This is a genomic window from Streptomyces sp. NPDC006733 (assembly GCF_040636125.1).
Classification (GTDB): Bacteria; Actinomycetota; Actinomycetes; order Streptomycetales; family Streptomycetaceae; genus Actinacidiphila.
Genome location: NZ_JBEYJD010000003.1, coordinates 268,670 through 291,854 on the forward strand (window position 1 = coordinate 268,670; position 23,185 = coordinate 291,854).

Sequence of the window (23,185 nt, forward strand, 5' to 3'; positions counted from 1 at the left end):
GCTGTGGCACGATCGTTCCGTGACCAGCAGACCCACCACGGAGCAGCGGCTGCGCGATCTCGCGCTGCTGCGCCGCGTCCGCGACCGGATCGACCGCGAGTACGCGCAGCCGCTGGACGTCCTGGCGCTCGCCCGCGGGGTGAACCTGTCGGCGGGGCACCTCAGCCGCGAGTTCCGACTGGCCTACGGCGAGTCGCCGTACGCCTATCTGATGACGCGGCGCATCGAGCGGGCGATGACGCTGCTGCGGCGGGGCGACCTCAGTGTCACCGAGGTCTGCTTCGCGGTCGGTTGCTCCTCGCTGGGCACGTTCAGCACCCGCTTCACCGAGCTGGTGGGCGTGCCGCCCAGCACCTACCGGCGGGAGGCGGCCGCTGCGACGGCGGGGATGCCGTCGTGCGTGGCGAAACAGGTGACGCGGCCTGTCAGGAATCGGGAAGCGGGCGCACCGGAGCGCGGATAGCGTGGCTGCCATGACCCTCACGATCCACTCGAGCTTCCTGCCGCACGTCGACGCGGACGCCTCGCTCGCGTTCTACCGCGACGTCCTCGGCTTCGAGGTCCGCAACGACGTCGGGTACAACGGGCTGCGCTGGATCACCGTCGGGCCCCCCGACCAGCCCGGCGTGTCCATCGTCCTGCACCCGCCGGCCGCCGACCCGGGTGTCACGGAGGACGAGCGGCGTACCGTCACCGAGATGATGGCCAAGGGGACGTATGGCATCATCACCCTGGCCACGCCCGACCTCGACGCCGCCTTCGAGCGGTTGCAGGCCGGTGCCGAGGTCGTCCAGGAGCCCACGGACCAGCCGTACGGCATCCGCGACTGCGCCGTCCGCGACCCCGCGGGCAACCTGATCCGCATCAACGAGATCCGCTGAGCGGCGGCCGACCGCTCCCGCCCGGGACGTCCGGCCGGCCCTCCGGCACCGCAGCACCACCGACCGCCTTTGATGGGGAGCCCGGCATGACCACTCCGCGGGACCTGCTGATCATCACGATGGACGTCACGTCCAGCCGTCCCGTCGAGCAGGGCGAGCTGTCGCTGGCCCTCGCGGGGGCCGAACTGCTCGACCTCATCGACGCCCAGGCAGTCTCCCTGGACGGCGAACGCCTGCTGCCCGGGCCGCAACCGACGCTGGACGACCGCCTGTTGAACGACGCGGCGGCGGCCCTGGTGCGCGCGGAGCCGTACGAGTCCGTCGAGGACTGGCTGTGGCGCCGGGGCCGCGACCTGGCCGCCGCCTACCAGGCGGGCCTGGAGGCGGAAGGGCAGGTCACCCGGCCCCGCCACCCGTGGATCCCGCTCAGGACCGGGCCGGCCGAGCTGGCCGACTCGCCCGCCCGCCGCCACGCGGCCCAGCGCTGGACGTCCGGCGAGCCGGTCCTGGCGGGTCTGGCGGCAGCCGTGGGCGTCCACGACACCCCGACCGAGGACATCGAGGACCTGGGCGACGACGCGGTGGTGACCGTCCTGGCCGCCGTCCATGACGCGGTCACCGAGCTGGAGGGCGTGCGGCAGCGGCGCAGGATCGAGGACGCGGCCTTCGACAACATCTGGCGCGGCCAGTGACCGAGCGGCTACGCCGGGCGGCTCGCGCGCAGCGCGGCCACGGCCGCCTCCACCTGCCGTAGCGGCTCGGGGCCCACCGCCCGCAATACCACCGTGTCGGCCCCCGCCGCCCACAGCTCGCGCACCCGCGCGGCGGCGTCCCCGGCGGGTCCGGTCGCGGCGAAGACCTGCTCGACCGGGCGGCCCAGCCACTCGCCCTGGCCCGCCAGGACCGGGCCGACCGCGGCGGCCAGCCGTGCCGGATCGTCCTCGACGCACAGGAACGTGAAGACGGTCAGCGTGCGCCCGGCGTCGTCCTGCCGGCCCTTGTCCAGGTGCCCCAGCGCGGACGCCAGATCGGCGGGGCCGTTGCCCTCCGCGATGATGGCGCCGTCCGCGACCCGTCCCGCCAGCTCCAGCGAACGGGGGCGGACCACGCCCGCCACCACGGGCGGCACCACGGCGGGCGGATGCACCAACCGCACCGCGTCCAGGTGGACTTCCCGCCCGTCGACGCTCACCTGCTCACCGCGCAGCAGGCCGCGCACCGCCGTCACCGTCTCCTCCAGCAGCGCCAGCGGGCTGCGTGGCGCGACCCCGACCTTCACCATCCACTCGCGCACCCCGTGGCCGACACCCGCCGTCAGCCGTCCGGGGAACATCCGCGCCAGCGCGGCCAGTTCCATCGCGAGCAGCGCCGGGTTGCGCAGCGGTGCGGGGGCGATCCCGATACCCACCCGCAGCTCGCCGGTCGCCGCCAGCGCGGTGGCCGCCGACGCGATGGATCCGGCCCACTCCAGGTCCTCCACCACCCACAGGTCGTCGACGCCCAGCGCCTCGACCGCCCGCGCGAAGTCCGGCAGCCCCTCCGGGGCCCAGTCGCGGTCGTACATCACGCCGAGGCGCTTCCCAAGATCAGTCATGGCCCGAACGCTACGCAGCGCAGTGGCGGCAACGCAACGGCCCTGAGGGGGCTTCGGCGGCGCCGGCCGCCGCCCGGAGCCATACGTCACCCGGACGGAGTCGCCCGCTGCGCGGCGGCGGAAAGTGCCGCGCAGACTGGGCGGGCGGCTGCGTGCCGGACCTGGAAGGGTGCCCGCCGCCGTCCCGGCGGAGAGCGCCGGGTCGACCGCAGATCTGCCTGACCGAGGGGGCGACGGCGTGGAGCCGACCGCAGACCACCCGAGCGGCACCGGACACGACCAGGAGCCCGTGACCCGCTCGCGGATCACCCTGCGGGTCAACGGCGTCCCGCACCCGCTGGAACTCGACCACCGCACCACCGTGCTCGACGCCCTGCGCGAGCACCTGGACCTGACCGGCGCGAAGAAGGGCTGCGACCACGGGCAGTGCGGCGCGTGCACGGTGCTGGTCGACGGGGCGCGGGCCAACAGCTGCCTGCTGCTGGCGGTCACGGTCGACGCGGTGCCCCTGACCACCGTCGAGGGACTGTCCGACGGCGAGCGGCTGCATCCCGTGCAGGAGGCGTTCCTCGCGCGGGACGCGCTGCAGTGCGGCTACTGCACGCCCGGCCAGATCTGCTCGGCGGTGGGTGTCCTGGCCGAGGCCGCCGCGGGCCACCCCTCCCACGTCACCGCGCCCGCTCCGCCCCCCGAGGGACCGGTGGAGCTGACCCGCGAGGAGATCCGGGAACGGATGAGCGGCAACCTGTGCCGCTGCGGCGCCTACCCCAACATCGTCGACGCGATCGAGGACCAGAACCGGTGAAGCCCTTCGCGTACCACCGTCCCGCGGACGCCGACGCGGCCGTCGCCGCCTACGCCGCGCACCCCGGAGCCCACTACCTGGCGGGCGGAACCAACCTCGTGGACCTGATGAAGCGCGGCGTGGAGAGCCCGCGCACCCTCATCGACGTCGGCCGACTGCCACTGGACCGCATCGACGAGGCACCCGGCGGCGGGGCGCGGATCGGGGCGACCGTGCGCAACAGCGACCTCGCGGCGCACCCGGTGATCCGGGCCCGCTACCCGGTGCTGTCCCGAGCGCTCCTCGCCGGTGCCTCCGGGCAGCTGCGCAACACCGCGACCACCGGCGGGAACCTGCTGCAGCGCACCCGGTGCACGTACTTCCAGGACGTCTCCAAACCCTGCAACAAGCGCACGCCGGGCGCCGGCTGCCCGGCCCGCGAGGGCGTCCACCGCGACCTGGCGGTGCTCGGGCACTCGGAGCACTGCGTGGCCACCAACCCGTCGGACATGGGCGTGGCGCTGAGCGCCCTGGACGCCGTCGTGCTGCTGCTCGGCCCGGACGGCGAGCGCTCGGTCCCTGTCGACGACTTCCTGCGGCTGCCGGGCGGGCGGCCCGACCGCGACAGCGAGATCCGCCCGGGCGAGCTGATCACCGGGGTGGAACTCCCGCCGCCGCCCGCCGGGCACTCGGCCTACCGCAAGGTCCGCGACCGTGCCTCGTACGCCTTCGCGCTCGTCTCGATCGCCGCGGTGCTCGACGTCCGGGACGGCACGATCGCCGGGGCGGCCCTCGCCTTCGGCGGTCTGGCCCACAAGCCGTGGCGCGCGAGAGCGGCCGAGGAGGTGCTGCGCGGGGCACCCGCCACGACGGAGACCTTCGCCCGGGCCGCCGACGCCGAACTCGCCGCCGCCCGGCCGCTGCGCGACAACGGCTTCAAGGTGCCCCTGGCCCGCAACCTCACGGTGAGCCTGCTGGCCGAGCTCGCCGCCCGCCCGTGAGCCGTCGCCCCCGCACCCGCCCGTGAGCCCCGCCCGAGGACATGAGGAGCCGACCATGAGCCACTCGACCCCGCCGCTGGGCACGCCCGCGGTGCGCCGCGAGGGCCGCGACAAGGTCATCGGCGCCGCGCGGTACGCGGCCGAGCACACGCCGCCGGGCTGCGCCTACGCCTGGCCGGTCCCCGCGACGGTCGCCCACGGCAGCGTCGTCGCCGTCCACACCGCGGAGGCGCTGGCGCTGCCCGGGGTGCTGGCCGTCCTCACCCACGAGAGCGCGCCGCGCGTCGAGAAGCCGGACGACGCGATCCTGGCGGTCCTGCAGGACGCCCATGTCCCGCACCGCGGCTGGTACGTCGCCCTGGCCGTCGCGGAGACCATCGAAGGCGCCCGCGAGGCGGCCGAGGCGGTACGCGTCGAGTACTCCACCACCCCGCACGACGTCGTGCTCACCACGGACCACCAGGGCCTGTACACCCCGGAGACGGCCAACGGCGGTGAACCGGCCACCACCGAACGCGGCGACTTCGACGCGTCGTTCGGCGCGGCCCCGGTCCGCGTCGACGCGACCTACACGATGAGCGCGCTGCACAACCACCCCATGGAACCGCACGCGTCCACCGCGCACTGGCACGACGGGAAGCTGACCGTGCACGACTCGAGCCAGGGTTCGACCACCGTGCGCGACACCCTGGCCGCGATGTTCTCCCTCGACGCCGACAAGATCACCGTGCACTCCGAGCACGTGGGAGGGGGCTTCGGCTCCAAGGGCACGCCCCGCCCCCAGGTGGTGCTCGCCACGATGGCCGCCCTGCACACCGGCCGGCCCGTCAAGCTCTCCCTGCCGCGGAACCAGCTGCCCTCCGTGGTGGGGCACCGGGCCCCGACCGTGCAGCGCGTCCGGCTCGGCGCCGGCCCCGACGGCGTGATCACCGCCCTCGCGCACGACGTGATCACTCAGACCTCCACCGTCAAGGAGTTCGTGGAGCAGGCCGGCGTCCCCGCCCGCCTCATGTACACCTCCCCCAACAGCAGGACCAGCCACCGGGTGACCGCCCTGGACGTGCCGTCACCCTCCTGGATGCGGGGGCCGGGCGAGACCCCGGGCATGTACGCCCTGGAGTCGGCGATGGACGAACTCGCCCTCGCCGCGGGCGTGGACCCCGTCGAACTGCGGCTGCGCAACGAGCCGTCCGTCGATCCCGGCAGCGGACACCCCTTCAGCAGCCGCGGTCTCGTCGCGTGCCTGCAGGAGGGGGCGGTCCGCTTCGGCTGGGCGCGGCGCGACCCGCGACCCGGCGTCCGCCGCGAGGGCGACCTGCTGCTCGGCACGGGCGTCGCCTCCGCCACGTACCCGGTCCTGGTGTCGGCGAGCAGCAGCACCGCCCACGCGGCGCCCGACGGCTCCTACCGGATCCGCGTCAACGCCACCGACATCGGCACCGGCGCCCGCACCGTCCTCGCCCAGATCGCCGCCGCCGCGCTGGAGGCGCCGCTCGAAGCGGTCACCATCGAGGTGGGCAGCAGCGACCTGCCCGACGCCCCGCTGGCCGGCGGCTCGTCCGGCACGGCCTCCTGGGGGTGGGCGGTCCACAAGGCCTGCCGCTCGCTCGTCGACACCCTGCGGGGGATGAGCGGGGACCTGCCGGCGGCCGGGGTGACCGTCCGCGCGGACACCGAGCAGGAGACGGAGTCCGAACCCCCGTACGCGCGGCACGCCTTCGGCGCGCACTTCGCCGAGGTCCAGGTCGACACCACCTCGGGCGAAGTGCGCGTCCGGCGGCTGCTGGGGGTCTTCGCGGCGGGCCGGATCCTCAACCCGCGCACCGCGCGCTCCCAGTTCATCGGCGGGATGACGATGGGGCTGGGGATGGCCCTGACCGAGGGCAGCACCCTGGACCCGCTCTTCGGCGACTTCGCCGAGAACGACCTGGCCTCTTACCACGTGCCGGCCTGCGCGGACGTCCCCGCCCTCGAGGCGCACTGGATCGAGGAGGAGGACGCCCACCTCAATCCCATGGGCAGCAAGGGCATCGGCGAGATCGGCACCGTCGGCACGGCCGCCGCCATCGGCAACGCCCTGCACCACGCGACGGGGATCCGGCTGCGGGAGCTGCCGCTGACGCCGGACCGGGTGCTGCCGCACCTGCCCGCCCGCGGCTGACCGCGGCCGGACGCGTTCCGTCCGGAGGTCCTCAGCGAACCGCCGGGGACCGGCGCCCGGCCTCGCCGATGCGCGCGTCCATCCGTGCCAGCCGGCTCAGGGCGCGGCGGTTCATCCACACCAGCCAGCCGAAGAAGACCACGCCGAAGCCCGCGGCCACGGCCCCGCCGGCACTGCGACCCGACAGGAACCAGAGCACCGCCGGAAGGAAGCAGAAGACCGCCATCATGGGCAGCGCCCACTTCTGGTTGCGCCGGATCTTCCCCAGTCGCCGCCGCACCAGCCGGCCCATGGCCTCGCGCTCGGCGGGATCCTCGGGCAGGTCCTCCTTCATGATGCGGCGCTCCAGCGTCGGCACGGTGTCGGACCCGGTGCCGATCGCGGCCGCGTCCCGCCGTCGGCGCCGTATCAGCTGCCAGGTCACCACAGCGCACGTCACCACCCCGCCCGCGACGGCGCTGGGCCACGCGTCGAGCCCTCTCAGAGCCAGCCGCATACCGACCCAGATGACCAGCACGATGGCGGCCGTCATCCACCAGCGGTCCCAGATGTTGGGCTTCTGTCCCTGCTGTGCCGTCACCGCGCTCACCTTTCGCCAGGGCGGCGGATGCGGCACCCGCCTGCCGTCCGGCTACCCCCGAACCACGCACCGACGCGTCGCCGCAGGCGCCCCGCAGGTCCCCGTGGTGCGCCACGCGGCCCTGGTCACCGGTGAGTTGACGCCCTCCGCACGGCACGCGCGGGTCGCCCGGGGCGCTGCGGATCCCGGCAGCGGCGGCGGCCCGCGGTGCGGTCGCCTTGTGCGGGACGGACAGTCCCGGGCCCCGCGACTGTGAGTTCGCGGACTACCCGCTCCACCCGCCTCCTCCGTACCGTCGCCGCGTTCGTTCCACGAGCCCGATGCATGCGAAGGGACCGCACCATGGCGAGAACGACCACGAGGCGCCTGGCCCTGTGCGCCACGACCGCAGTACTCAGCGCCGCCCTGTCTCTGCCCGCCCTGCCCGCGGGAGCCGTCACCGCGGGATCGGAGACGGCCGGCGGCACCCCGGCCGCGGCCACCTGCTCCGCCGACGAGGGCCAGATCTACACACCGCCGGAAGCCGTGCCGGCCACCCCCGGCACCGTCGTCGCGTGCCGCCGCGTCACGCTGCCCCAGATACCCGGCAACATCCCGATGACGGCCTGGAAGGTGCAGTACAGCTCCACCGACAACACCGGCGCACCGGTCGCCGTGTCCGGCACCGTGGCCGTCCCGACGAAGGCCTGGACGGGATCGGGCGCCCGGCCGATCGTCGCCTTCAACCCCGGCACGCTGGGCCTGGGCCCGCAGTGCGCCTTCTCCAAGCAACTCGCGGGCGCCTACCAGGACGAGTACGAGGGCGACAACCTCGCCGCCCTGCTCAAAGCCGGTTACGCGGTCGCCGCGACGGACGGCGCGGGCTACCTCGACGGGCAGGTGCACCCGTACGTGTCCGGGGCCGACGCCGGCCACGCCCTGCTGGACATCGCGCGCGCCGCCCCCGCCGTGCCCGGCAGCGGCCTGTCGGCCAAGGCCGGCGTGGGGCTGTGGGGGTACTCCGAAGGGGGCGCCGCCAGTCTGTGGGCCGCCCAGCTCGCGCAGAGCTACGCGCCCGGCCTCAAGGTCGTCGGCGTCGCCTCGGGCGGGGTGCCGGGCGACCTGAAGGTCGTCGCACCGGCCCTCAACGGGGGCGCCTTCGCCGGCTTCCTCGCCGACGCGGCGATCGGGATGGCCACCAGCCACCCCCAACTGCCCTTCACCGAACTGCTCAACGGCACCGGGGAGGACGCCGTCGCCCGCGCGGAGTCGCTGTGCCTGGTCGGCACCATCGCCGGGTTCCCCGGCGCGCGGATCGAGAGCTACACCACCAACGGCTACTCGCTGGAGCAGCTGTACGCGCTGGCCGGACCCGACGGCACGACCTGGGGGCAGGTGCTGGACGCGCAGAAGCTGGGCGTGGGCATCGGGCCGTCCTGGTCCTCGGCCACCTACCGGGTCGGCTTCCCGGTGCTGCAGTACAAGGGGCTGGTGGACGAGGTCATCCCCGCCGCCACCGAGGACGCCACCCGGGCCGCGTACTGCCGGGCCGGCATCACCACGACCTGGAAGACCTATCCCGGCGACCACCTGCTGGCCGACCAGCAGGCCGTCGGCGATGTGGTGGCCTGGCTGGGCGACCGCTTCCAGGGCCGGTGGGACCTGGGCAACTGCCTGCTCCCCTGAACGCGGTGTCATGACCGCGACCCCTTCGGGCGCACGGCGGTGCCGTCCGGAGGCTGCCCGCCACCACCCCAATGGTGGCGGGCAGCGCGGGTGCTCAGCGCTCCGCGAGCACGATCACCCAGTCCCCCGCCGCGAAGCTCACCACGTGCCGCTTGTCGGGGTTGATCCGCACCCCGTACGCCGGTCCCTCGGCGGCCCGAGCGCGCAACCGGTAGCCGAGGGCGCACTCGCGGCGGCGCCGTGCCGAGGCGACGACGGTGGCGAAGGTGACCTCCTCCCCCGCCCGGACGTAGTCGGTCGCGGGCTTGAGCCGGAGTTCGCCGCCCTGCGCGGTGAACAGCTCGTCGAAGAGTCCGGCCAGATAGGGGCTCTCCGAGATCTGCGTCATCAGGAGGCTGACGAGGCGACCGCTGACGATGAAGTCGACTCCCGCGCGCACGGGCGCCAGCAGCCGGTTGCGGTCGTCGGCCATCTCCGTGGTGAGCGGTATCTCCCGGCGCGCGGCCTCCTCGATCGCCCGCAGGTGCAGCAGCGTGACCAGCGTCCTGTCGTCCGCGTCCGCCGCCCGGACAGCCCCGGAGGAGGAGGCGGGCGCCGGTCCCGCCTCCCCGACGACGATGACGCTGTCGTACGCGAGCACGTCCAGCCCCTCCAGCACACGCGGATCGGTGGTGTCCGCGCGCTGGAACGTCACTGCAAGGCACCCGGCGCCTGCCGTGCCCGAGGCACCGGCCTGTGCCGGGCCGTCGCCGAGCGCCACGACGTCGACGGTGATCGGGGCTGCGGTCCGGTGGAGGGCGAGCTGGTCGATGATCAGCGGCCCGCGGCGGTTCCAGCCGAGCATCAGCAGCCGCTGTGCGGCCGGCGGCCGGGGAGCTGCCGTGACGATGGCCGCCTCGTCGACGTGGCAGGACACGTCCGCCACCACGGCGGTGTCGTCGTCCCGGGCGATGACGACGAGCCGGTCGCCCGCGGTAATGCGGGTGCCGGGGTCCGGGTTGAGGGCGACGCCGTCGGCCCGCAGCAGGCCGACCACCGAGGCGTCGCAGAAGGCGAGCAGGGCCTCGCCGAAGGTGCGTCCGACGAGGAGCGGGGCGGCCACGGCGTAGAACTCGTCCCCCGCGAAGTCGAGCAGCTCCTCGTAGACCAGGGACAGTCCCGGCTGGCGGGCGGTCTGCACGACCAGGCGGGCGACGATGTCGTCGATGGCCAGGACCCGTCCGCGCGAGCCGGCGGCCAGCGTGGCCGTGACGTGGTTCTGCGCGTCCTGCACCGCGGCGACCACGATCGCGTCGCCGGTCGCGGGGGTGAGCGCGTTGAGGGCCAGGAGGGTCTTCACGACGTGCGCGTCGCCGTCGTCCCCGTCGGGAGGCAGCACCAGGATGGCTTTCGCGGTCTGCGGACTGACCCGGGCGAGCACGGCGGGATCGGTGGTGCGACCGGTGCGGCAGACGACGGACGTGGTGCCGGTGGCGCCGAGGCGGGCACCGATCTCCTCCTCCATCTCCACCTTGTCCTTCGCGGCCAGCACCGTGACGATCGACCGGCGCTGGTTGGTGTTGGCCGCGACCAGTTCCGCGAGCACGGAGAAGATGGGATCGGACCAGCCCAGCACGACGGTGTGCCGCGCCTCCAGCACCGCGGAGTGGCCCATGCGCAGCTCCAGGATGCGCTGGTTGATCCCCGTGGTGATCAGACTGACCAGGGCCGAGACGAACAGCAGGGCGACCAGCGCGAGCAGGATGGACGCCAGCACGTACACGGGCGACCCGACCGCCCCGCCGATCTTCAGCGTCTGCCCGACGCTGACCCAGACCGCCGCGAGCCGGCCGGAGAAGGTGGCCGGGGGCCGCCGGTCGGTCCACACCAGCACCACGCTCACCGGGACGACCGCGCCCAGGCAAGCGAGGGTGAGCCAGCCGATGAGCGCGGCGGTGCTGCGCGAGACGAGATTGTCGAACCGATACTGCAGGCGCCGCCAGAGCGACGCGGCGTGCTGCACCATGCACCCCCCCCCGCATGAAACGCCGCGGCAGTGCGCCGGCGACCCGCCCCGTGCACGTCACGTTAGGCATATTCGGGCGGCGGGCGGCCCGAAGCCCCTTCCGCTCACCCGGAGGTATGAATCGGACCCTCGGCGACGGTCGGACGTTTAAGCAGGGCACGCGGGGTACCCGGTCTGCAGGGGCAACGCGGCGGCCGGCAAGGCGGTCGCGACCCGACATTCATCCTGGGGAAGAGGAAACTCGCATGTACATAGGTCTCGGTACCGTCGTCGTCATTGTGATCATCATCGCGGTTGTGATGTTCCTGCGGCGCGGCTGATCCAGCGCGCACAGCGGGTGCGCGCACCTGCACGGTAGTGCGCCACCGGGATCGTGGACTCTCGCCCGCCGAGCATTCGGCGGGCGGGTCCTCCGCGGCCTCCCGGGGCGACGAACCGCGCGGGCCGCCCCGGCGGTCGCGGCGGAGCCGCTGCTCGAACGAACCTGTAGGCCTTCGGAGGCGCCCCGCGCGCATGCCCGAAGGCTTTTTTCATGCCCGCTCCTGCCCGCTGTCCTGCTCCCCCTGCCCCCGTGCGGTGCCCCGGGCGGACCGCCCCGCGCTGCGAGGAAGGCCGGGGACGGGAAGGATGGGAGGTCCCGCCGGCAGGAGACGTCATGGGACGCACGACGATCAGCCCGTCCGGGCGCCGGCCCGCGCCCGCCGCACGGCCGTGAGCTCCTCCCGCGGCGGCGTGGACGTCGTCACCGAGGCGCTGACGGAGCTGCACGGCCGCTACGGGGCGCTGTCCGAGGGCCGCGTCGCCGACTACATCCCGCAGCTGGCCTTCGCCGACCGGGACTGCTTCGGGCTGGCCCTGATGAGCATGGACGGCCACGGCTACCGCGCGGGCCGGTGCGGCGTGTCGTTCACGCTCCAGTCGCTGACCAAGCCCTTCGTGCTGGCCCTCGTCCTGGCGGAGCTGGGCGCGGACGAGGTGGCCCGCAGTGTGGGAGCCGAGCCCAGTGGTGAGGCGTACAACGCCATCAGCCTCGACGCGCTGACCGGCCGGCCCGCGAACGCGATGATCAACGCCGGGGCCATCGCGGTCACCGCCCTGGTCCCGGCGTCCGGGCCCGCAGACCGGTTCGCCCGGATCCTGGAGTGCCTCGGACGGTTCGCCGGCCGCGCCCTGTTCGTGGACGAGGACGTCTACCGCTCCGAGGCCGCCACCGGCGACCGCAACCGCGCCATGGCGTACCTGATGCGCGGCACCGGCGTCCTGCGGGGCGATCCGGTCGAGGCGGTCGACGTGTACTTCCGGCAGTGCGCCGTGCGGGCCACCGTGACCGATCTGGCGGTGATGGGCGCGACGCTGGCGAACGGCGGGACGAACCCCGTGACGGGCGAGCGCGTCGTCCCCGAGCCGGTGGCGGTCCAGGTCCTGTCGGTGATGGCGATGTGCGGCATGTACGACGCGGCCGGGAGCTGGATGCTGCGGGTGGGCCTGCCGGCCAAGAGCGGGGTGTCCGGGGGCCTGGTCGCCGTCAGCCCCGCCCGCTTCGGGATCGCCGTCCACAGCCCGCCGCTGGACGCGGTCGGCAATCCCGTCCGGGGCGTCGCGGCCCTGCGGGAGCTGTCCGAGCGCTTCGGGCTGCACATGATGCACAACGCCGCGCCGGTGGCCCCGACCGTGCTGGGGTCGACGACCACCAGCGGCGGGCGGATCGCCCTGATCGCGGCCCAGGGCAGGCTGGACTTCACCGCGGCCGAACGCGTGCTGTTCGCCCTGGAGCAGCGGCGGACGGGCCCGCCGGGCGGGGTCGTCCTCGACCTGGAGCGGGTGTCCGGCATGGATCCCGCGGCCAAGGCGATGCTGGAGCGCGCCCTGACCCTGCTCATCGAGGCAGGACACGATGTGACCGTCGTCGGCGACCTGCCCTTCCGCACCCGCGGCGCGTGGCGCCGCTCCGCCGACCGCGCCCAGGCTCTCGCCGCCGCCGAGCAGGCCCTCACGGCCACCGGCGACCGCCCCCCGGCCACCGGCCGGGACCACTGACCGCCACCGCCGCTCGGCCCATCGGTCCCGTCACCCCGGCCTCGGCACCGCCCCCTCGGGGAGTGCGGTACCGGCCGCGCGGATCGTCCGGACCACGTCGTGGGCCCGCTCGGAGGCGGTGGGCCAGGCCTCGGACGAGCAGGCCACGACCCGGTCCGGGCGGGTCACGGTGTGGCCCAGCCGCGCCGCCAGTTCGCTGCCCACCGCGGGCGCCGGCACGTCCTGCGGCACGAAGAGGACGGACACCTGCAGATGCGGCGGCTCGGCGAACCAGCGCCGGCGGCCCGCCCAGACGAACGGCGACAGGAGGTGGTTGGTGGTGGCCAGCCCGAGCCGGGCGGCGTTCTTCGCCCGCGGCACCACCCCGTGCAGGTCCTTCGGTGCTTCGAGGCCCACCCCGTGCGCGGTGCCGCCGGCGACGACGATCAGGCACCCGTCGGAGGGTGCCCGGCTCTGCCGGTTGCCGAAGCGCTCGCCCTTCGCGACCTGGGCGACCTCCAGGACCGCCGAGCGGAACTGCGTGGCGCCCGGGTCGCCCAGCCACAGGTCGGTGCCGACCCGGGCCCGGAAGCGCGTATGGGGGAAACGCTTCTGTACCTGCTCGAGCTCGCCGGCCTCCACGTGGCTGACGAACATCGTGCGCACCGGCAGATCCGCCGCGTGGAGCTGCTCGACACGCGCGGCGACCTCCCCGACGGCGTCCAGCCCGCCGGCCCGGTTCAGCGGCAGGTGGATCGCGAACCCCTCCAGGCGGACGTCCTCGATACCGGCGCGCAGCAGCCGCAGGTCCCGTTCCCCGACACCCGGCGACCGCATGCTGCCCGTCACCTCGACGACGACCCGGGTCCCCCGCAGGCCGCGCAGGCTCTCGGCGCACGACACCGACCGGATCACCCGTCCCGGCAGCGCGGGCGCCTCCTCGCCGCGCCAGTGAGGGGACAGGACCAGCACCTTTCCGCTGTACACGTCCTTCATCCGGGCTGCCTCCCAGGTCGTCCCGACCGCGATGACATCCGCGCCCAGCCGCCGGGCCTCCTCGGCCAGGGCCTCGTGGCCGAAGCCGAAGCCGTTGCCCCTGACGACCGGGACGATCCCGGGGAACTGCCGGGCCACGCCGTCCTGGTGCGCCCTCCAGCGCACGGGGTCGACGTACAGCGTGAGCGCCATGACCGGCGGCCTCCATTTCGCAACTGCGCGACGCGCAAGGGGGGAACTGTCGTCAGGTACGGGCTTCGCCCGGCGCCCGTTCAGCGCCGTCCGGCCGCTACGAGGCGATGGGGCGGTCGCAGAGGTGGGCCGGCCCGGTGAAGAACGCGCGGTAGAGGGGCTCGTCCGCGGTGCTGATCTCGACGGTCGCCAGGAGGTGGCGAGAGCTCGTCGTACTGGCGTAGAGCGGCGCGTCGAGCTCCTCGACGTTGCCGAAGTGCAGCCGGGTCACCCCGCCCTTGCGCGCCTCGGCGCGTACCTTCACCCAGTGCAGCGGGGTCCGGTAGGAGCCGATGACGCGGTTGCGCCGGAACAGCTCGAAGATCCCGTGATCGACCCGCAGGTGCACGTCGCCGTACTCGAAGACCGTGGCGTCCACGTCACGCCACCCGCCGGTCGGCGAGCGTGGCCACCTGGGTGAAGTACGCGCGGAACAGCGGCTCGTCGCCGGCCGGCACCCGCACCACGGGGGAGGTGGAGAACCGGAACGCCCGCGGGTCGGTTCCGTACAGTGCGACGTCCGGATCGCCGACGGTGCCGAAGAACACCTGTCCGGGCTTGGCGGGCTTCTTGTACAGCACCAGAGCGCCGAGCCGGCGCAGCGGGACGCGGAACGTGTGCTCGCCCGCGGTCAGGTCGAAGAACTCGAACACCCCCCGGTCCACGCGCAGATGGAGGTCTTCGTAATCGAACGTGAGCGGATCCATGCCGCAGAAGGTACCGCGCTTCCGCCCCGGTGATCACGGGAACGAAGGCGCGGACCGCGCGGCGCCGCGGACCGGACCGGCGGCACGCGCCCGGCCGGGGACCGGGGGCGGGCCGGACACCGGTCCGGCCGGCCGGTCAGCCCAGGGGCAGGTGCTGGCGCACCGAGTGGGCCGCGGACTGCAGGTTGTCGGTGGAGCGGGCCGCGGCGGCCCGGGCGCTGCGCCGGCCGCGGCCGGCCGCCTTCTGCGAGCGGTAGGCCAGCGACGGCTTGCCGTGGGTGTCGGCGGCGGCGATCGCCAGGCCGCCCAGCAGGGAGACGTTCTTGAAGAAGAAGATCTTCTGCCGGGACCGCTCCTCCGGGTCCTCGACGGTCCAGTACGCGTGCTCGGCCAGGGTCGTGGGCACCAGCGTCGCGGCGAGCGCGAGGGAGGCGAGCCGGGGGAACCGTCCCAGCGAGAGCAGGACGCCGGCGCCGAGCTGGACGCCCGCGTTGATCCGTACGAACTGCTCCGGGTTCTTCGCGAGCGAGGGAACCTGCTCGGTGATGCGCCGGACGACGGGCTCGGCGGCCGGTGCCAGCGCCTCGCTGTTCCGCAGCGCGGAGTAGCCGCCGGCGATGAAGGACGAGGCCAGCAGGGGCCGGGCGCATTTCCTCAGAATGGTCATGGGGTGCGGGTGCCCGGCCCGGCGGCGGACATTCCTCGGCCGGGGCAGCCGTCGCAGGCCGGCGGCCGCTTCCCACCCGGGTGGCCCACCGCGGGGCCACCCGGAGCGCCCGTCAGTACTGCTCGGTCTCCTGGTAGCCGGTGTTCCCGTCGTCGTCGCCGTTGAAGGCGTCGACGGCGGCGGCCGGGTCGAATCCGGGCGGGCTGTCCCGCAGGGTCAGACCCATGCCCGCCAGCTTCATCTTGACCTCGACGATCGACTTGCCGCCGAAGTTGCGGATGTCGAGCAGGTCCGCCTCGGACCGCGCGGTGAGCTCGCCCACCGAGTGGACGCCCTCGCGCTTGAGGCAGTTGTACGACCGGACCGTGAGGTCCAGCTCCTCGATCGGCAGCGCCAGATCGGCGGCCAGGGCGGCGACCGTCGGGGACGGGCCCATGTCGATGCCCTCGGCGTCGACGTTGAGCTCGCTGGCCAGGCCGAACAGCTCGACCAGGGTCTTGCCGGCCGACGCCAGGGCGTCGCGCGGCAGCACCGCCTGCTTGGTCTCGATGTCGACGATCAGCTTGTCGAAGTCGGTGCGCTGCTCGACACGGGTCGCCTCCACCGTGCAGGTGGCCTTGAGCACCGGGCTGTAGATGGAGTCGATCGGGATCCGGCCGATCTCCTGGCCCTGCTGGTTCTGGACGGCGGAGACGTAGCCGCGACCGCGCTCGACGGTCAGCTCCACCTCCAGCTTGCCCTGACCGTCCAAGGTGGCCAGCACCAGGTCCGGGTTGTGCACCGTGACCCCGGCCGGCGGCGTGATGTCGGCGGCGGTGACGACGCCCGGCCCCTGCTTGCGCAGGTGCATCACCACCGGCTCGTCCTCCTCCGAGGAGACCACGAGCTGCTTGATGTTCAGGACGAGGTCGGTGACGTCCTCCTTGACGCCCGGCACGGTGGTGAACTCGTGCAGAACGCCGTCGATGCGAATACTGGTGACAGCCGCACCTGGGATCGACGACAACAGCGCCCGACGCAGCGAGTTACCCAGGGTGTAGCCGAATCCCGGCTCCAGCGGCTCGATCACGAACCGTGAACGCCACACCTCGACGACCTCTTCGGTCAACGACGGACGCTGAGCGATCAGCACAGGAAAAATCCTCCATACTCCGGCGCCCTGACGCGGCGCCACCACCCGTGACTTTACTGGCGCCGGGCGTCCTGTGAGCCGCGCCGTGCTGGCGTGGACGGCTCGGGCAGGTTTACGCCGAGTTCCGAGGGGCCCGCGCACATGGGTCGGGCCCCGGCAATGCCGGGGCCCGACCCATGCGGAGTGGCAAAGATCATCTCTGCGCGCCGGTGCCTACCAGCGGTACCAGCGGTGCCGGCCCCCGGAATGCGTACCACGCATCACGAAGCCGAGCAGCCAGACGACCAGCACCACGACAGCGACCCACCAGAGGATCTTCAACGCGAAGCCGGCACCGAAAAGAATCAGGGCGAGCAGTAGCACCAAAAGCAACGGACCCATGGTTATCAACCTCCTGACCAGCGGATGCCCTGAAGTGGATCGATCATTCGCACGATTTCCCGGGGACCTGCCGGCCGCCCCGCCCCGGGCTCGCCGCGTCACCCGGACGGGGGAACACGGCGCCCCCCGCCGGCCGCGGACCCACGGTCGTCCAGCGGCCGGTCCGCCCGCCGGGACGCGTGGACCAGGCGGTGCCGGGCACCCGTCCCTGTGGTCTGGTGGAGTTCCGAGGACCCGGCAAGGAGTCACGCATGGCGGAGTCGTTCGACGCAGTGGTCATCGGTGCGGGTCCCAACGGGCTCGTCGCCGCGAATGTCCTGGCCGATGCCGGCTGGCACGTCCTGGTCCTGGAGGAGCAGCCGGTGCCCGGCGGAGCGGTGCGCAGCGACCGCGGCGTGCATCCGGACTACGTCAGCGACATCTTCAGCTCCTTCCATCCGCTGGCCGCGGCCTCACCCGCTGTCATCGCGCTCGAACTGGAGCGCTGGGGCCTGGCCTGGAGCCACGCGCCGCAGGTGCTGGCCCATCCGCTCGCCGACGGGCAGTGCGCGGTGCTGGACCGCGACCGGCTGCGCACCGCGAAGAGCCTGGAGTCGTTCGCGGCCGGGGACGGCGAGGCCTATCTGCGCCTGGTGGAGGTGTGGGACCGGTTGGGACCGGACCTCCTGCAGTCCCTGTTCGCACCGTTCCCGCCGGTCCGCTCCGGGCTCGCGCTCGCGGCCAAGGTGCGCGCCGCCGGCGGGCTGCGCCTGCTGCGCATGCTGGCCCTGCCGGTGCGCCGGCTGGGCGAGGAGGAGTTCTCCGGGCAGGGCGGTCCGCTGCTGCTGGCCGGTTGCGCCCTGCACGCCGACTTCTTCCCCGAGTCCGCCGTCAGCTCCGGCTTCGGCTGGCTGATGGCGATGCTGGGCCAGCAGTTCGGCTGGCCGGTGCCGGTCGGCGGCGCCGGAGCCCTGACGGACGCGCTGGTCCGGCGGCTGGCGGACAAGGGCGGCGAGGTGCGGTGCTCGGCGCGCGTGCGGGCCGTACAGGTCCATGACGGCCGGGCCACGGGCGTCGAGACCGAGGACGGACAGCGGATCGGCGCCCTGCGCGCGGTCCTGGCCGACGTCCCGGCACCGGCGCTCTACGGGGGCCTGGTCGGCTGGGACGACCTGCCGCCGCGGCTGCGGGACGACATGCGGCGCTTCCAGTGGGACCACGCCACGTTCAAGGTGGACTGGGCGCTGTCCGGGCCGATCCCCTGGACCGCACCCGAGGCGGCCGGGGCGGGCACGGTGCACCTGGCGGAGAGCGTCGACCACCTGACGCGGTTCAGCGCCCAGCTGGCCACCGGCCAGGTCCCCGACCGGCCCTTCGCCCTCCTCGGGCAGATGACCACCTCCGACGCCACCCGCTCGCCGGCGGGCACCGAGTCGGCGTGGGCCTACACCCACGTGCCGCACACGGTGCGCGGCGACGCGGGCGGGTCCGGCCTGACCGGCCGCTGGGACGCCGGCGAGAGCGAGACGATGGCCGACCGGGTGGAGGGCGAGGTCGAACGGCTCGCCCCCGGCTTCCGCGACCGCATCCGGGCCCGCCGCGTCCTGGCCCCGCCGGACCTGCAGCAGCTCAACGCCAGCCTGGTGGGCGGCGCCCTCAACGGCGGCACGGCCGCGATCCACCAGCAGGCCGTATTCCGTCCCACACCCGGCACCGGCCGCCCCGAGACGCCCGTCACCGGGCTCTACCTGGCGTCGGCGTCGGCCCACCCCGGAGGCGGCGTCCACGGTGCCTGCGGCGCCAACGCCGCCCGCGCCGCCCTCCGCTCGCAGAGCCCCCTGACCCGCCACCTGCTGGCTCCGGGCCTGTCCGGGCTGCAGCGCGCCCTGGCGGCGCCCAGGAAGCTGCGCGGGCGCTGACCCCGCCCCGACGCCCCGACGCTCCAGCCCCGCAACCGAAAGGCACTTCGATGGCCGTCCGACACGTGTTGATCAAACGACCTCCGCGCGCGGTGTGGTCGGTCCTCAGCGACGGAAGCACCTACGCACAGTGGGTCGTGGGCACGGACACCACCCACGAGGCCGACGCGAACTGGCCCGCGGTGGGCTCGTCCATCGCCTACACCGTCAAGCTCGGCCCGCTCGAACTCCACAACCGGACCGTGGTCCGGGTCAACGAGCACGAGTCCCGCCTGGAGCTGGAGGCGTTCGCGGGCCCCCTGGGCACGGCGCGCATCGCCATCGAGATCCGCCCCTGGGGCGACCACTCGCTGGTCGTCGTCGACGAGCACCCGCTGCGCGGCCCCGGCGCCCGGCTGCACAACACGATCGTGGACGCCGCGATCATGCTCCGGCACCGCAGCATGCTGGACCGCTTCGCCGCCACCGTGGAACGCACCACTCCCCCCACACCGGAAACCGCCCCCGACACCCACCCCACCGAGGCCGCCCCCTCGACCTGACCCGGCGCGGCGCGGGGCGCCTAGGATCACGCCATGAGCCGGCCCCTGCTGTTCCTCGACGTCGACGGGCCGCTGAATCCGTACGCGGCGAAACCCGAGAAGCGCCCCGAGGGCTACACCACCCTCCGCGTCCCGCGCGGGGACGGCGACCCGGGGCTGCGCTCCCGCAGCCGTCCGCTGCGGGTCTGGCTCAACCCCGGCCACGGGCCCGCGCTGCTGGGCCTCGGCTTCGACATCTGCTGGGCGACCACCTGGATGAGCGAGGCGAACCGGTGGATCGGACCGGTGCTGGGGCTGCCCGAGCTGCCGTTCGTGGACTTCGGCAGTGCCCTGCTGCGGGAGCGCCCGGACGGCGTCCACTGGAAGTCCGACGCGCTGCTGGCACACGCCGCCGGGCGGCCGTTCGCGTGGGTGGACGACGAGCAGGGCGCCGCGGACCACGCGCACATGGCGGCCCGGCACCGTGCGCCCGCCCTGCTCCACCACGTCAATCCGCGGATCGGCCTGCGCGCCGACGACTTCACCGCGCTCGCCGCCTTCGCGGCCTCCCTCGACAGGTCGACAGGGACGCTCTGAGCGGGGTTCCCGTGCGCCTCGGCGGGAAGGGGTGATTCCTGGAGGCCGGCGCGGGGTGGCCCCTACGATGGCGGGATGGCGGATTCCCGGTCGACCTCGGCGTTCCATGTGACCAACATCGGCGCCACGCCCACGGATCGGCTGATCGGCGCGCTGGACGCGCAGGCCGACAGCGAGGGCGTGCGCAGGCTGCGGCAGTGGGCCCATGCGGCGGTGGCCGCGCGGCCCGGGGAGCGGGCGGTGGACGTCGGCGCGGGCACCGGGTCGGAGACCCAGGTCCTCGCGGCGGCCGTCGGGCCGGCCGGCGAGGCGGTCGGGGTCGAGCCGCACGACGGGCTGCGCGAGGCCGCGCAGGCGCGGGCCGCGGCGGCCGGCAGCACCGCCCGGTTCGTCGCGGGTGACGCGGCGACGCTGCCGCTCGCGGACGCCGGCACCGACGTGGTGTGGTGCGAGCGGGTCTTCCAGCACCTGACCGAGCCCGCGAAAGCGGTCGGGGAGATCGTGCGGGTGCTGCGACCGGGCGGGCGCGTCGTGCTGCTCGACACGGACTGGGCGACGTCGCTGTTGTACCCCGGCGACCCCGACGTCGTCGCCGCGCTGATGCGCCGCGCGCTGACCGCCTCCGCGAACCCGCACGCCGGCCGGCAGCTCGTCGGCCTCCTCGCCACGGCGGGACTCGAGATCACGGACGTCGGCTCCCAGGCACTGATCCAGAGCCACTCCGCGGTCAACTGGCAGCTCGTCCGCATGCTCGGCGCGTCCGCGCTGCGCGAAGGGCTGATCTCCGAGCAGCAGCGGGACACGCTGTACGCCGACCTCACCTCCGCCGCCGACGAGGGCGCGCTGCACATGTCGGTGACCATGTTCGGCGTGGCCGCGCGGCTTCCTTCCTGACCCGGTCCCCCGCTTTCCGCGCGGCCAGTCCGACAGCGCCGACGATCAGCGCTGTCGGCAGTTGCGTGAGAATTCCCTGCAGCAGCGAGTGCATTTCCTGATCTCCCCAAGAGTTCCGGCAACGGCTCCACAACTCAGGAATACCAGGCCGGCCAGGCGAGTTGCGGGGGCCGCGACAGAGCGGACCGAAGGCCCACGGACCGGACCGCCGCATTACGGATCGATACAACCCCGACCGCATCGCTACGCGGAATCCGCGTGCGGGACGGAGCGGCTGAGGATACTGAGCGCATGGACTCCTCGCCGCACTACCCGGCCCGGGAACGCCTGGGACGGGAGCTGTATGCGCTCTCGCGCGCGAACGACCTCACGCTGCGCGAGATCTCCCAGCTCATGAGCCACGACCACTTCCTCAGCTTCACGGCCGTCGGCAGCCTGCTCAACGGAAAGACCGTGCCACGGCTGCGGTTGGTCCTGGAAGTCGTCCGCGTGCTCGGCGGCGACCCGGAGAAATTCCAGCAACTGTGGGCCGCGGCGGATGCGGAGAAACGGCGTTCGGGAACCGCCTATCGAGAGCCCGTCGAGCCGTTCGACGGCGGGCCCCGGGAAACACCGGGCTGGCAACGCCCTTCCGCCTCACGGCTGGAACTCGAGGCCGCCAACGAGGAGATCCAGGAGAAGATAGCCAGGAATCGCGCGCGGGAGAAAGCGGCGCACGAGGAGTACTACGACGTCTACGAGGAACGAGCGAAGATCGTCGAACAGATCCGCGCACTGCGGGCCGAACTCGCGGCGGAGCGCGGGGACAAGAAGGAATTGCAGGCCCGCCTCGACGCGCTCGAATCCGAGCGCGAACACCTCACCCGGCGGATCCGGCAACTGGAGGCCGAACTGAGCCGCGTGAAGGCGGCCCGGCTGACGCTGTCGGACGAGTCGAGCCAGGTGAACGAACGCCGCGCGGAGGCCGGCAACCAGTGGGCCCGCGAGGAGGAGTACCGGGCGATCGTCCTGGGCCGGCAACTGGGCGACGAGCAGGCCCGGCGGGCGTCGCTGGAGCAGCGGCTGCGGCGGCACGAAGGGGGCCGGTAGCCGTCCCGCGGTCCGCTCCGGTCCGGCCCCACCCGACCGGGCGCGAATTCCTGGCCGAAAGGGCGGTAGGACGCGGCTACTTGGGGCAGACGACGCTCATCACCGATCGAGGAGGCCCACATGCCCATCACTTTCCGCAAGTCGTTCCACATCTTCCCCGGCGTCCGGCTCAACGTGAACCGCAAGTCCCTTTCCGTGACCGTCGGCAAGAAGGGCAGTCACCGCACCTGGTCGACCACGGGCAGAACGACGACCTCCGCCGACCTGCCGGGTCCCTTCGGCTACCGGCACACCGACTCGCGCCACTGACGCGGCGCGCGGTCCGGCGTTCGGCGGGTCCGGCGGTCAGCAGGTCTGGCGCAGGTACCCGCCGCCGCCCGCGGCGGTGACGTCCCGGTCGCGCCGGACGACGCTCAGCCGGCCGCCCCAGCCGGCGCACGCCTTGGCGAGTCCCTGTTCGGTGTACTCGATCACCAGCACCTCGCTGCCGAAGGCCGCGGTGTACTCGGCGCATTCGTCGAGTGCGCCGCACTCCTCTGCGACGGCGAAGTCCAGGCCGTTGGACACCCGCGCCGCGGCCAGCTCCGCGGTGTTCTTCTGTCCGATGGCCAGTCCCCGTGCGTGGGCGTGCGCGGAGAGCAGCCGGACGAAGGCCTGGGCGTCGTCCTCGGTCAGCAGCCCCTGGGAGCGGGTGTAGCTGTCGAAGTTGTCCGGCTCGATCGCCCGGAAGCCCTTGGCCGCGCACCCGTCGATCCAGCCGCCCACCTTGGCGGCCACCCGCTGCCGCTTGTCGGCGGTGCTCAGGTCCAACAGGGCCTCGTTCCAGTCCCGGTCGACGACCACCGAGCGGTCGGCGCTCCGCAGCAGGAGATCGGCGTCCCACTCCCCCTCGGCGCCGGGCTGGGCCTGGAAGGCGTTGACGTAGCAGATGGTGTAGACCCCGGCCGCCGGTGCGGCCTCCCGGTCCCGGACGACGACCCGGACGCCTTCCGGCGGCGGATAGGCGCCGCCGATCTGGTAGTCGAACCCGGCGTGCGCGGGCGGCAGCGCGACGGCCCCGCCGGTGGTGACCGGGGACGGCGCGGTCGACGGGACGGCCGTGGGGGCGCCGGTCGGCGCCGGAGGGTCCGCGTCGTCCGAGCTGGCACATCCGGCCAGCAGTACGGCGGCCAGTGCGGCGGGAGCGAAACGGCCGAGTGCGCGGATACCGGACGAAACCATGATCGCAGGCTACCAGCGGCCCGATCATGGCCGGCCGGGCCCGGCCAGCCGTCCGCGCACGCCGACGGCCCCGCTCAGGTCGGTACCAGAGCGGGGCCGCGGCGACCGGGGTGGGCACGGTCGTGCCGACCGGGTCGGCGGGGGGCGGCGGGGCTCACTACGCG

24 protein-coding genes are annotated in these 23,185 nt (G+C 73.7%); 14 read left to right on the forward strand and 10 right to left on the reverse strand.

The genetic code is table 11. The features are described 5' to 3' along the window. The first annotated feature begins 19 nt into the window (after window positions 1-19). The 3 genes from ABZ721_RS05350 (at window position 20) to ABZ721_RS05360 (ending at window position 1,573) form a co-directional block, all read left to right on the forward strand. A complete protein-coding gene (locus ABZ721_RS05350) occupies window positions 20-463 on the forward strand; it encodes a helix-turn-helix transcriptional regulator (RefSeq protein ID WP_358787231.1) in 444 nt (147 codons plus the stop codon). A 10-nt stretch (window positions 464-473) separates the two neighbouring features. After that, on the forward strand, window positions 474-881 hold the full coding sequence (locus ABZ721_RS05355) for a VOC family protein (protein WP_358787232.1): 408 nt from the start codon (window positions 474-476) through the stop codon (window positions 879-881). A gap of 86 nt (window positions 882-967) precedes the next feature. Further along, window positions 968-1,573 (forward strand): GPP34 family phosphoprotein, encoded by a 606-nt coding sequence (locus ABZ721_RS05360; protein WP_358787233.1) that lies wholly within the window; start codon window positions 968-970, stop codon window positions 1,571-1,573. A gap of 8 nt (window positions 1,574-1,581) precedes the next feature. Here ABZ721_RS05360 and ABZ721_RS05365 read toward each other — a convergent pair whose 3' ends face one another. Next, the gene (locus ABZ721_RS05365) at window positions 1,582-2,475 is read right to left on the reverse strand and encodes an LLM class flavin-dependent oxidoreductase (RefSeq protein WP_358787234.1); all 894 of its coding nucleotides are present in this window, start codon (window positions 2,473-2,475) and stop codon (window positions 1,582-1,584) included. Window positions 2,476-2,713: 238 nt separating this feature from the next. Between ABZ721_RS05365 and ABZ721_RS05370 the strand changes: the two genes are divergently transcribed. From ABZ721_RS05370 to ABZ721_RS05380, 3 genes are read left to right on the forward strand one after another with little or no spacing between them, the layout of a single operon-like run. Further along, window positions 2,714-3,280, forward strand: coding sequence for a 2Fe-2S iron-sulfur cluster-binding protein (locus tag ABZ721_RS05370; protein ID WP_358787235.1), 567 nt, complete (start codon window positions 2,714-2,716; stop codon window positions 3,278-3,280). After that, window positions 3,277-4,260 carry a xanthine dehydrogenase family protein subunit M gene (locus ABZ721_RS05375; protein WP_358787236.1) on the forward strand — a complete coding sequence of 328 codons (984 nt, stop codon included), beginning with the start codon at window positions 3,277-3,279 and terminating at the stop codon, window positions 4,258-4,260. Before ABZ721_RS05370 ends, ABZ721_RS05375 begins: the two co-directional genes overlap by 4 nt. 55 nt (window positions 4,261-4,315) lie before the next feature. Continuing rightward, window positions 4,316-6,421, forward strand: coding sequence for a xanthine dehydrogenase family protein molybdopterin-binding subunit (locus ABZ721_RS05380; RefSeq protein ID WP_358787237.1), 2,106 nt, complete (start codon window positions 4,316-4,318; stop codon window positions 6,419-6,421). Between the two features lie 31 nt (window positions 6,422-6,452). Here ABZ721_RS05380 and ABZ721_RS05385 read toward each other — a convergent pair whose 3' ends face one another. Beyond that, on the reverse strand, window positions 6,453-7,001 hold the full coding sequence (locus ABZ721_RS05385) for a hypothetical protein (RefSeq protein WP_358787238.1): 549 nt from the start codon (window positions 6,999-7,001) through the stop codon (window positions 6,453-6,455). Window positions 7,002-7,343: 342 nt separating this feature from the next. On the opposite strand from ABZ721_RS05385, the gene ABZ721_RS05390 reads away from it, so the two are divergent. Beyond that, the gene (locus tag ABZ721_RS05390; RefSeq protein WP_358787239.1) at window positions 7,344-8,666 is read left to right on the forward strand and encodes a lipase family protein; all 1,323 of its coding nucleotides are present in this window, start codon (window positions 7,344-7,346) and stop codon (window positions 8,664-8,666) included. 94 nt (window positions 8,667-8,760) lie between these two features. Here ABZ721_RS05390 and ABZ721_RS05395 read toward each other — a convergent pair whose 3' ends face one another. Further along, window positions 8,761-10,671, reverse strand: coding sequence for a TrkA C-terminal domain-containing protein (locus tag ABZ721_RS05395; protein ID WP_358787240.1), 1,911 nt, complete (start codon window positions 10,669-10,671; stop codon window positions 8,761-8,763). Window positions 10,672-11,382: 711 nt separating this feature from the next. Between ABZ721_RS05395 and glsA the strand changes: the two genes are divergently transcribed. Beyond that, complete coding sequence (glsA, locus tag ABZ721_RS05400) at window positions 11,383-12,708, forward strand: glutaminase A (RefSeq protein WP_358787241.1); 1,326 nt, start codon at window positions 11,383-11,385, stop codon at window positions 12,706-12,708. Between the two features lie 30 nt (window positions 12,709-12,738). On the opposite strand, the gene ABZ721_RS05405 is transcribed toward glsA, so the two are convergent. The 6 genes from ABZ721_RS05405 to ABZ721_RS05430 all read right to left on the reverse strand — a co-directional run bounded on the left by ABZ721_RS05405 (window position 12,739) and on the right by ABZ721_RS05430 (window position 16,801). Further along, window positions 12,739-13,875 carry an alanine racemase gene (locus ABZ721_RS05405; protein ID WP_358787242.1) on the reverse strand — a complete coding sequence of 379 codons (1,137 nt, stop codon included), beginning with the start codon at window positions 13,873-13,875 and terminating at the stop codon, window positions 12,739-12,741. A 97-nt stretch (window positions 13,876-13,972) separates the two neighbouring features. Continuing rightward, a complete protein-coding gene (locus ABZ721_RS05410) occupies window positions 13,973-14,293 on the reverse strand; it encodes a hypothetical protein (RefSeq protein ID WP_358787243.1) in 321 nt (106 codons plus the stop codon). A 1-nt stretch (window position 14,294) separates the two neighbouring features. After that, window positions 14,295-14,621, reverse strand: coding sequence for a hypothetical protein (locus tag ABZ721_RS05415; protein ID WP_358787244.1), 327 nt, complete (start codon window positions 14,619-14,621; stop codon window positions 14,295-14,297). Window positions 14,622-14,757: 136 nt separating this feature from the next. Then, window positions 14,758-15,288 carry a DoxX family protein gene (locus ABZ721_RS05420; RefSeq protein WP_358787245.1) on the reverse strand — a complete coding sequence of 177 codons (531 nt, stop codon included), beginning with the start codon at window positions 15,286-15,288 and terminating at the stop codon, window positions 14,758-14,760. Window positions 15,289-15,400: 112 nt separating this feature from the next. Beyond that, entirely contained in the window at window positions 15,401-16,420 is a 1,020-nt protein-coding gene (locus tag ABZ721_RS05425) for a DNA-directed RNA polymerase subunit alpha (RefSeq protein WP_358787246.1), read from the reverse strand. A 213-nt stretch (window positions 16,421-16,633) separates the two neighbouring features. Beyond that, window positions 16,634-16,801 carry a hydrophobic protein gene (locus tag ABZ721_RS05430; protein ID WP_277436296.1) on the reverse strand — a complete coding sequence of 56 codons (168 nt, stop codon included), beginning with the start codon at window positions 16,799-16,801 and terminating at the stop codon, window positions 16,634-16,636. Between the two features lie 251 nt (window positions 16,802-17,052). On the opposite strand from ABZ721_RS05430, the gene ABZ721_RS05435 reads away from it, so the two are divergent. The 6 genes from ABZ721_RS05435 to ABZ721_RS05460 all read left to right on the forward strand — a co-directional run bounded on the left by ABZ721_RS05435 (window position 17,053) and on the right by ABZ721_RS05460 (window position 22,109). After that, on the forward strand, window positions 17,053-18,699 hold the full coding sequence (locus ABZ721_RS05435) for an NAD(P)/FAD-dependent oxidoreductase (RefSeq protein ID WP_358787247.1): 1,647 nt from the start codon (window positions 17,053-17,055) through the stop codon (window positions 18,697-18,699). 50 nt (window positions 18,700-18,749) lie between these two features. Continuing rightward, on the forward strand, window positions 18,750-19,241 hold the full coding sequence (locus ABZ721_RS05440; protein ID WP_358787248.1) for an SRPBCC family protein: 492 nt from the start codon (window positions 18,750-18,752) through the stop codon (window positions 19,239-19,241). 33 nt (window positions 19,242-19,274) lie between these two features. After that, complete coding sequence (locus ABZ721_RS05445) at window positions 19,275-19,817, forward strand: hypothetical protein (RefSeq protein ID WP_358787249.1); 543 nt, start codon at window positions 19,275-19,277, stop codon at window positions 19,815-19,817. Between the two features lie 75 nt (window positions 19,818-19,892). Continuing rightward, on the forward strand, window positions 19,893-20,711 hold the full coding sequence (locus ABZ721_RS05450) for a methyltransferase domain-containing protein (protein ID WP_358787250.1): 819 nt from the start codon (window positions 19,893-19,895) through the stop codon (window positions 20,709-20,711). 291 nt (window positions 20,712-21,002) lie between these two features. Further along, window positions 21,003-21,800: a hypothetical protein gene (locus ABZ721_RS05455; protein ID WP_358787251.1), complete on the forward strand. Its 798-nt coding sequence runs from the start codon at window positions 21,003-21,005 to the stop codon at window positions 21,798-21,800. Between the two features lie 120 nt (window positions 21,801-21,920). Then, window positions 21,921-22,109, forward strand: a complete 189-nt coding sequence (locus ABZ721_RS05460; RefSeq protein WP_358787252.1) for a DUF4236 domain-containing protein — start codon at window positions 21,921-21,923, stop codon at window positions 22,107-22,109. A gap of 36 nt (window positions 22,110-22,145) precedes the next feature. Here ABZ721_RS05460 and ABZ721_RS05465 read toward each other — a convergent pair whose 3' ends face one another. Further along, window positions 22,146-23,021, reverse strand: a complete 876-nt coding sequence (locus ABZ721_RS05465; protein WP_358787253.1) for an endo alpha-1,4 polygalactosaminidase — start codon at window positions 23,019-23,021, stop codon at window positions 22,146-22,148. Window positions 23,022-23,185 lie beyond the last annotated feature (164 nt).

Bases quoted from the DNA above. Each gene is read 5' to 3' on its own strand.
- ABZ721_RS05430 (WP_277436296.1), bottom strand. From the start codon at position 16,801: ATGGGTCCGTTGCTTTTGGTGCTACTGCTCGCCCTGATTCTTTTCGGT.
- ABZ721_RS05405 (WP_358787242.1), bottom strand. From the start codon at position 13,875: ATGGCGCTCACGCTGTACGTCGACCCCGTGCGCTGGAGGGCGCACCAG.
- ABZ721_RS05435 (WP_358787247.1), top strand. From the start codon at position 17,053: ATGGCGGAGTCGTTCGACGCAGTGGTCATCGGTGCGGGTCCCAACGGG.
- ABZ721_RS05465 (WP_358787253.1), bottom strand. From the start codon at position 23,021: ATGGTTTCGTCCGGTATCCGCGCACTCGGCCGTTTCGCTCCCGCCGCA.
- ABZ721_RS05420 (WP_358787245.1), bottom strand. From the start codon at position 15,288: ATGACCATTCTGAGGAAATGCGCCCGGCCCCTGCTGGCCTCGTCCTTC.
- ABZ721_RS05395 (WP_358787240.1), bottom strand. From the start codon at position 10,671: ATGGTGCAGCACGCCGCGTCGCTCTGGCGGCGCCTGCAGTATCGGTTC.
- ABZ721_RS05390 (WP_358787239.1), top strand. From the start codon at position 7,344: ATGGCGAGAACGACCACGAGGCGCCTGGCCCTGTGCGCCACGACCGCA.
- ABZ721_RS05440 (WP_358787248.1), top strand. From the start codon at position 18,750: ATGGCCGTCCGACACGTGTTGATCAAACGACCTCCGCGCGCGGTGTGG.
- ABZ721_RS05455 (WP_358787251.1), top strand. From the start codon at position 21,003: ATGGACTCCTCGCCGCACTACCCGGCCCGGGAACGCCTGGGACGGGAG.
- ABZ721_RS05360 (WP_358787233.1), top strand. From the start codon at position 968: ATGACCACTCCGCGGGACCTGCTGATCATCACGATGGACGTCACGTCC.
- ABZ721_RS05380 (WP_358787237.1), top strand. From the start codon at position 4,316: ATGAGCCACTCGACCCCGCCGCTGGGCACGCCCGCGGTGCGCCGCGAG.
- ABZ721_RS05415 (WP_358787244.1), bottom strand. From the start codon at position 14,621: ATGGATCCGCTCACGTTCGATTACGAAGACCTCCATCTGCGCGTGGAC.
- ABZ721_RS05445 (WP_358787249.1), top strand. From the start codon at position 19,275: ATGAGCCGGCCCCTGCTGTTCCTCGACGTCGACGGGCCGCTGAATCCG.
- ABZ721_RS05450 (WP_358787250.1), top strand. From the start codon at position 19,893: ATGGCGGATTCCCGGTCGACCTCGGCGTTCCATGTGACCAACATCGGC.
- ABZ721_RS05355 (WP_358787232.1), top strand. From the start codon at position 474: ATGACCCTCACGATCCACTCGAGCTTCCTGCCGCACGTCGACGCGGAC.
- ABZ721_RS05460 (WP_358787252.1), top strand. From the start codon at position 21,921: ATGCCCATCACTTTCCGCAAGTCGTTCCACATCTTCCCCGGCGTCCGG.
- ABZ721_RS05365 (WP_358787234.1), bottom strand. From the start codon at position 2,475: ATGACTGATCTTGGGAAGCGCCTCGGCGTGATGTACGACCGCGACTGG.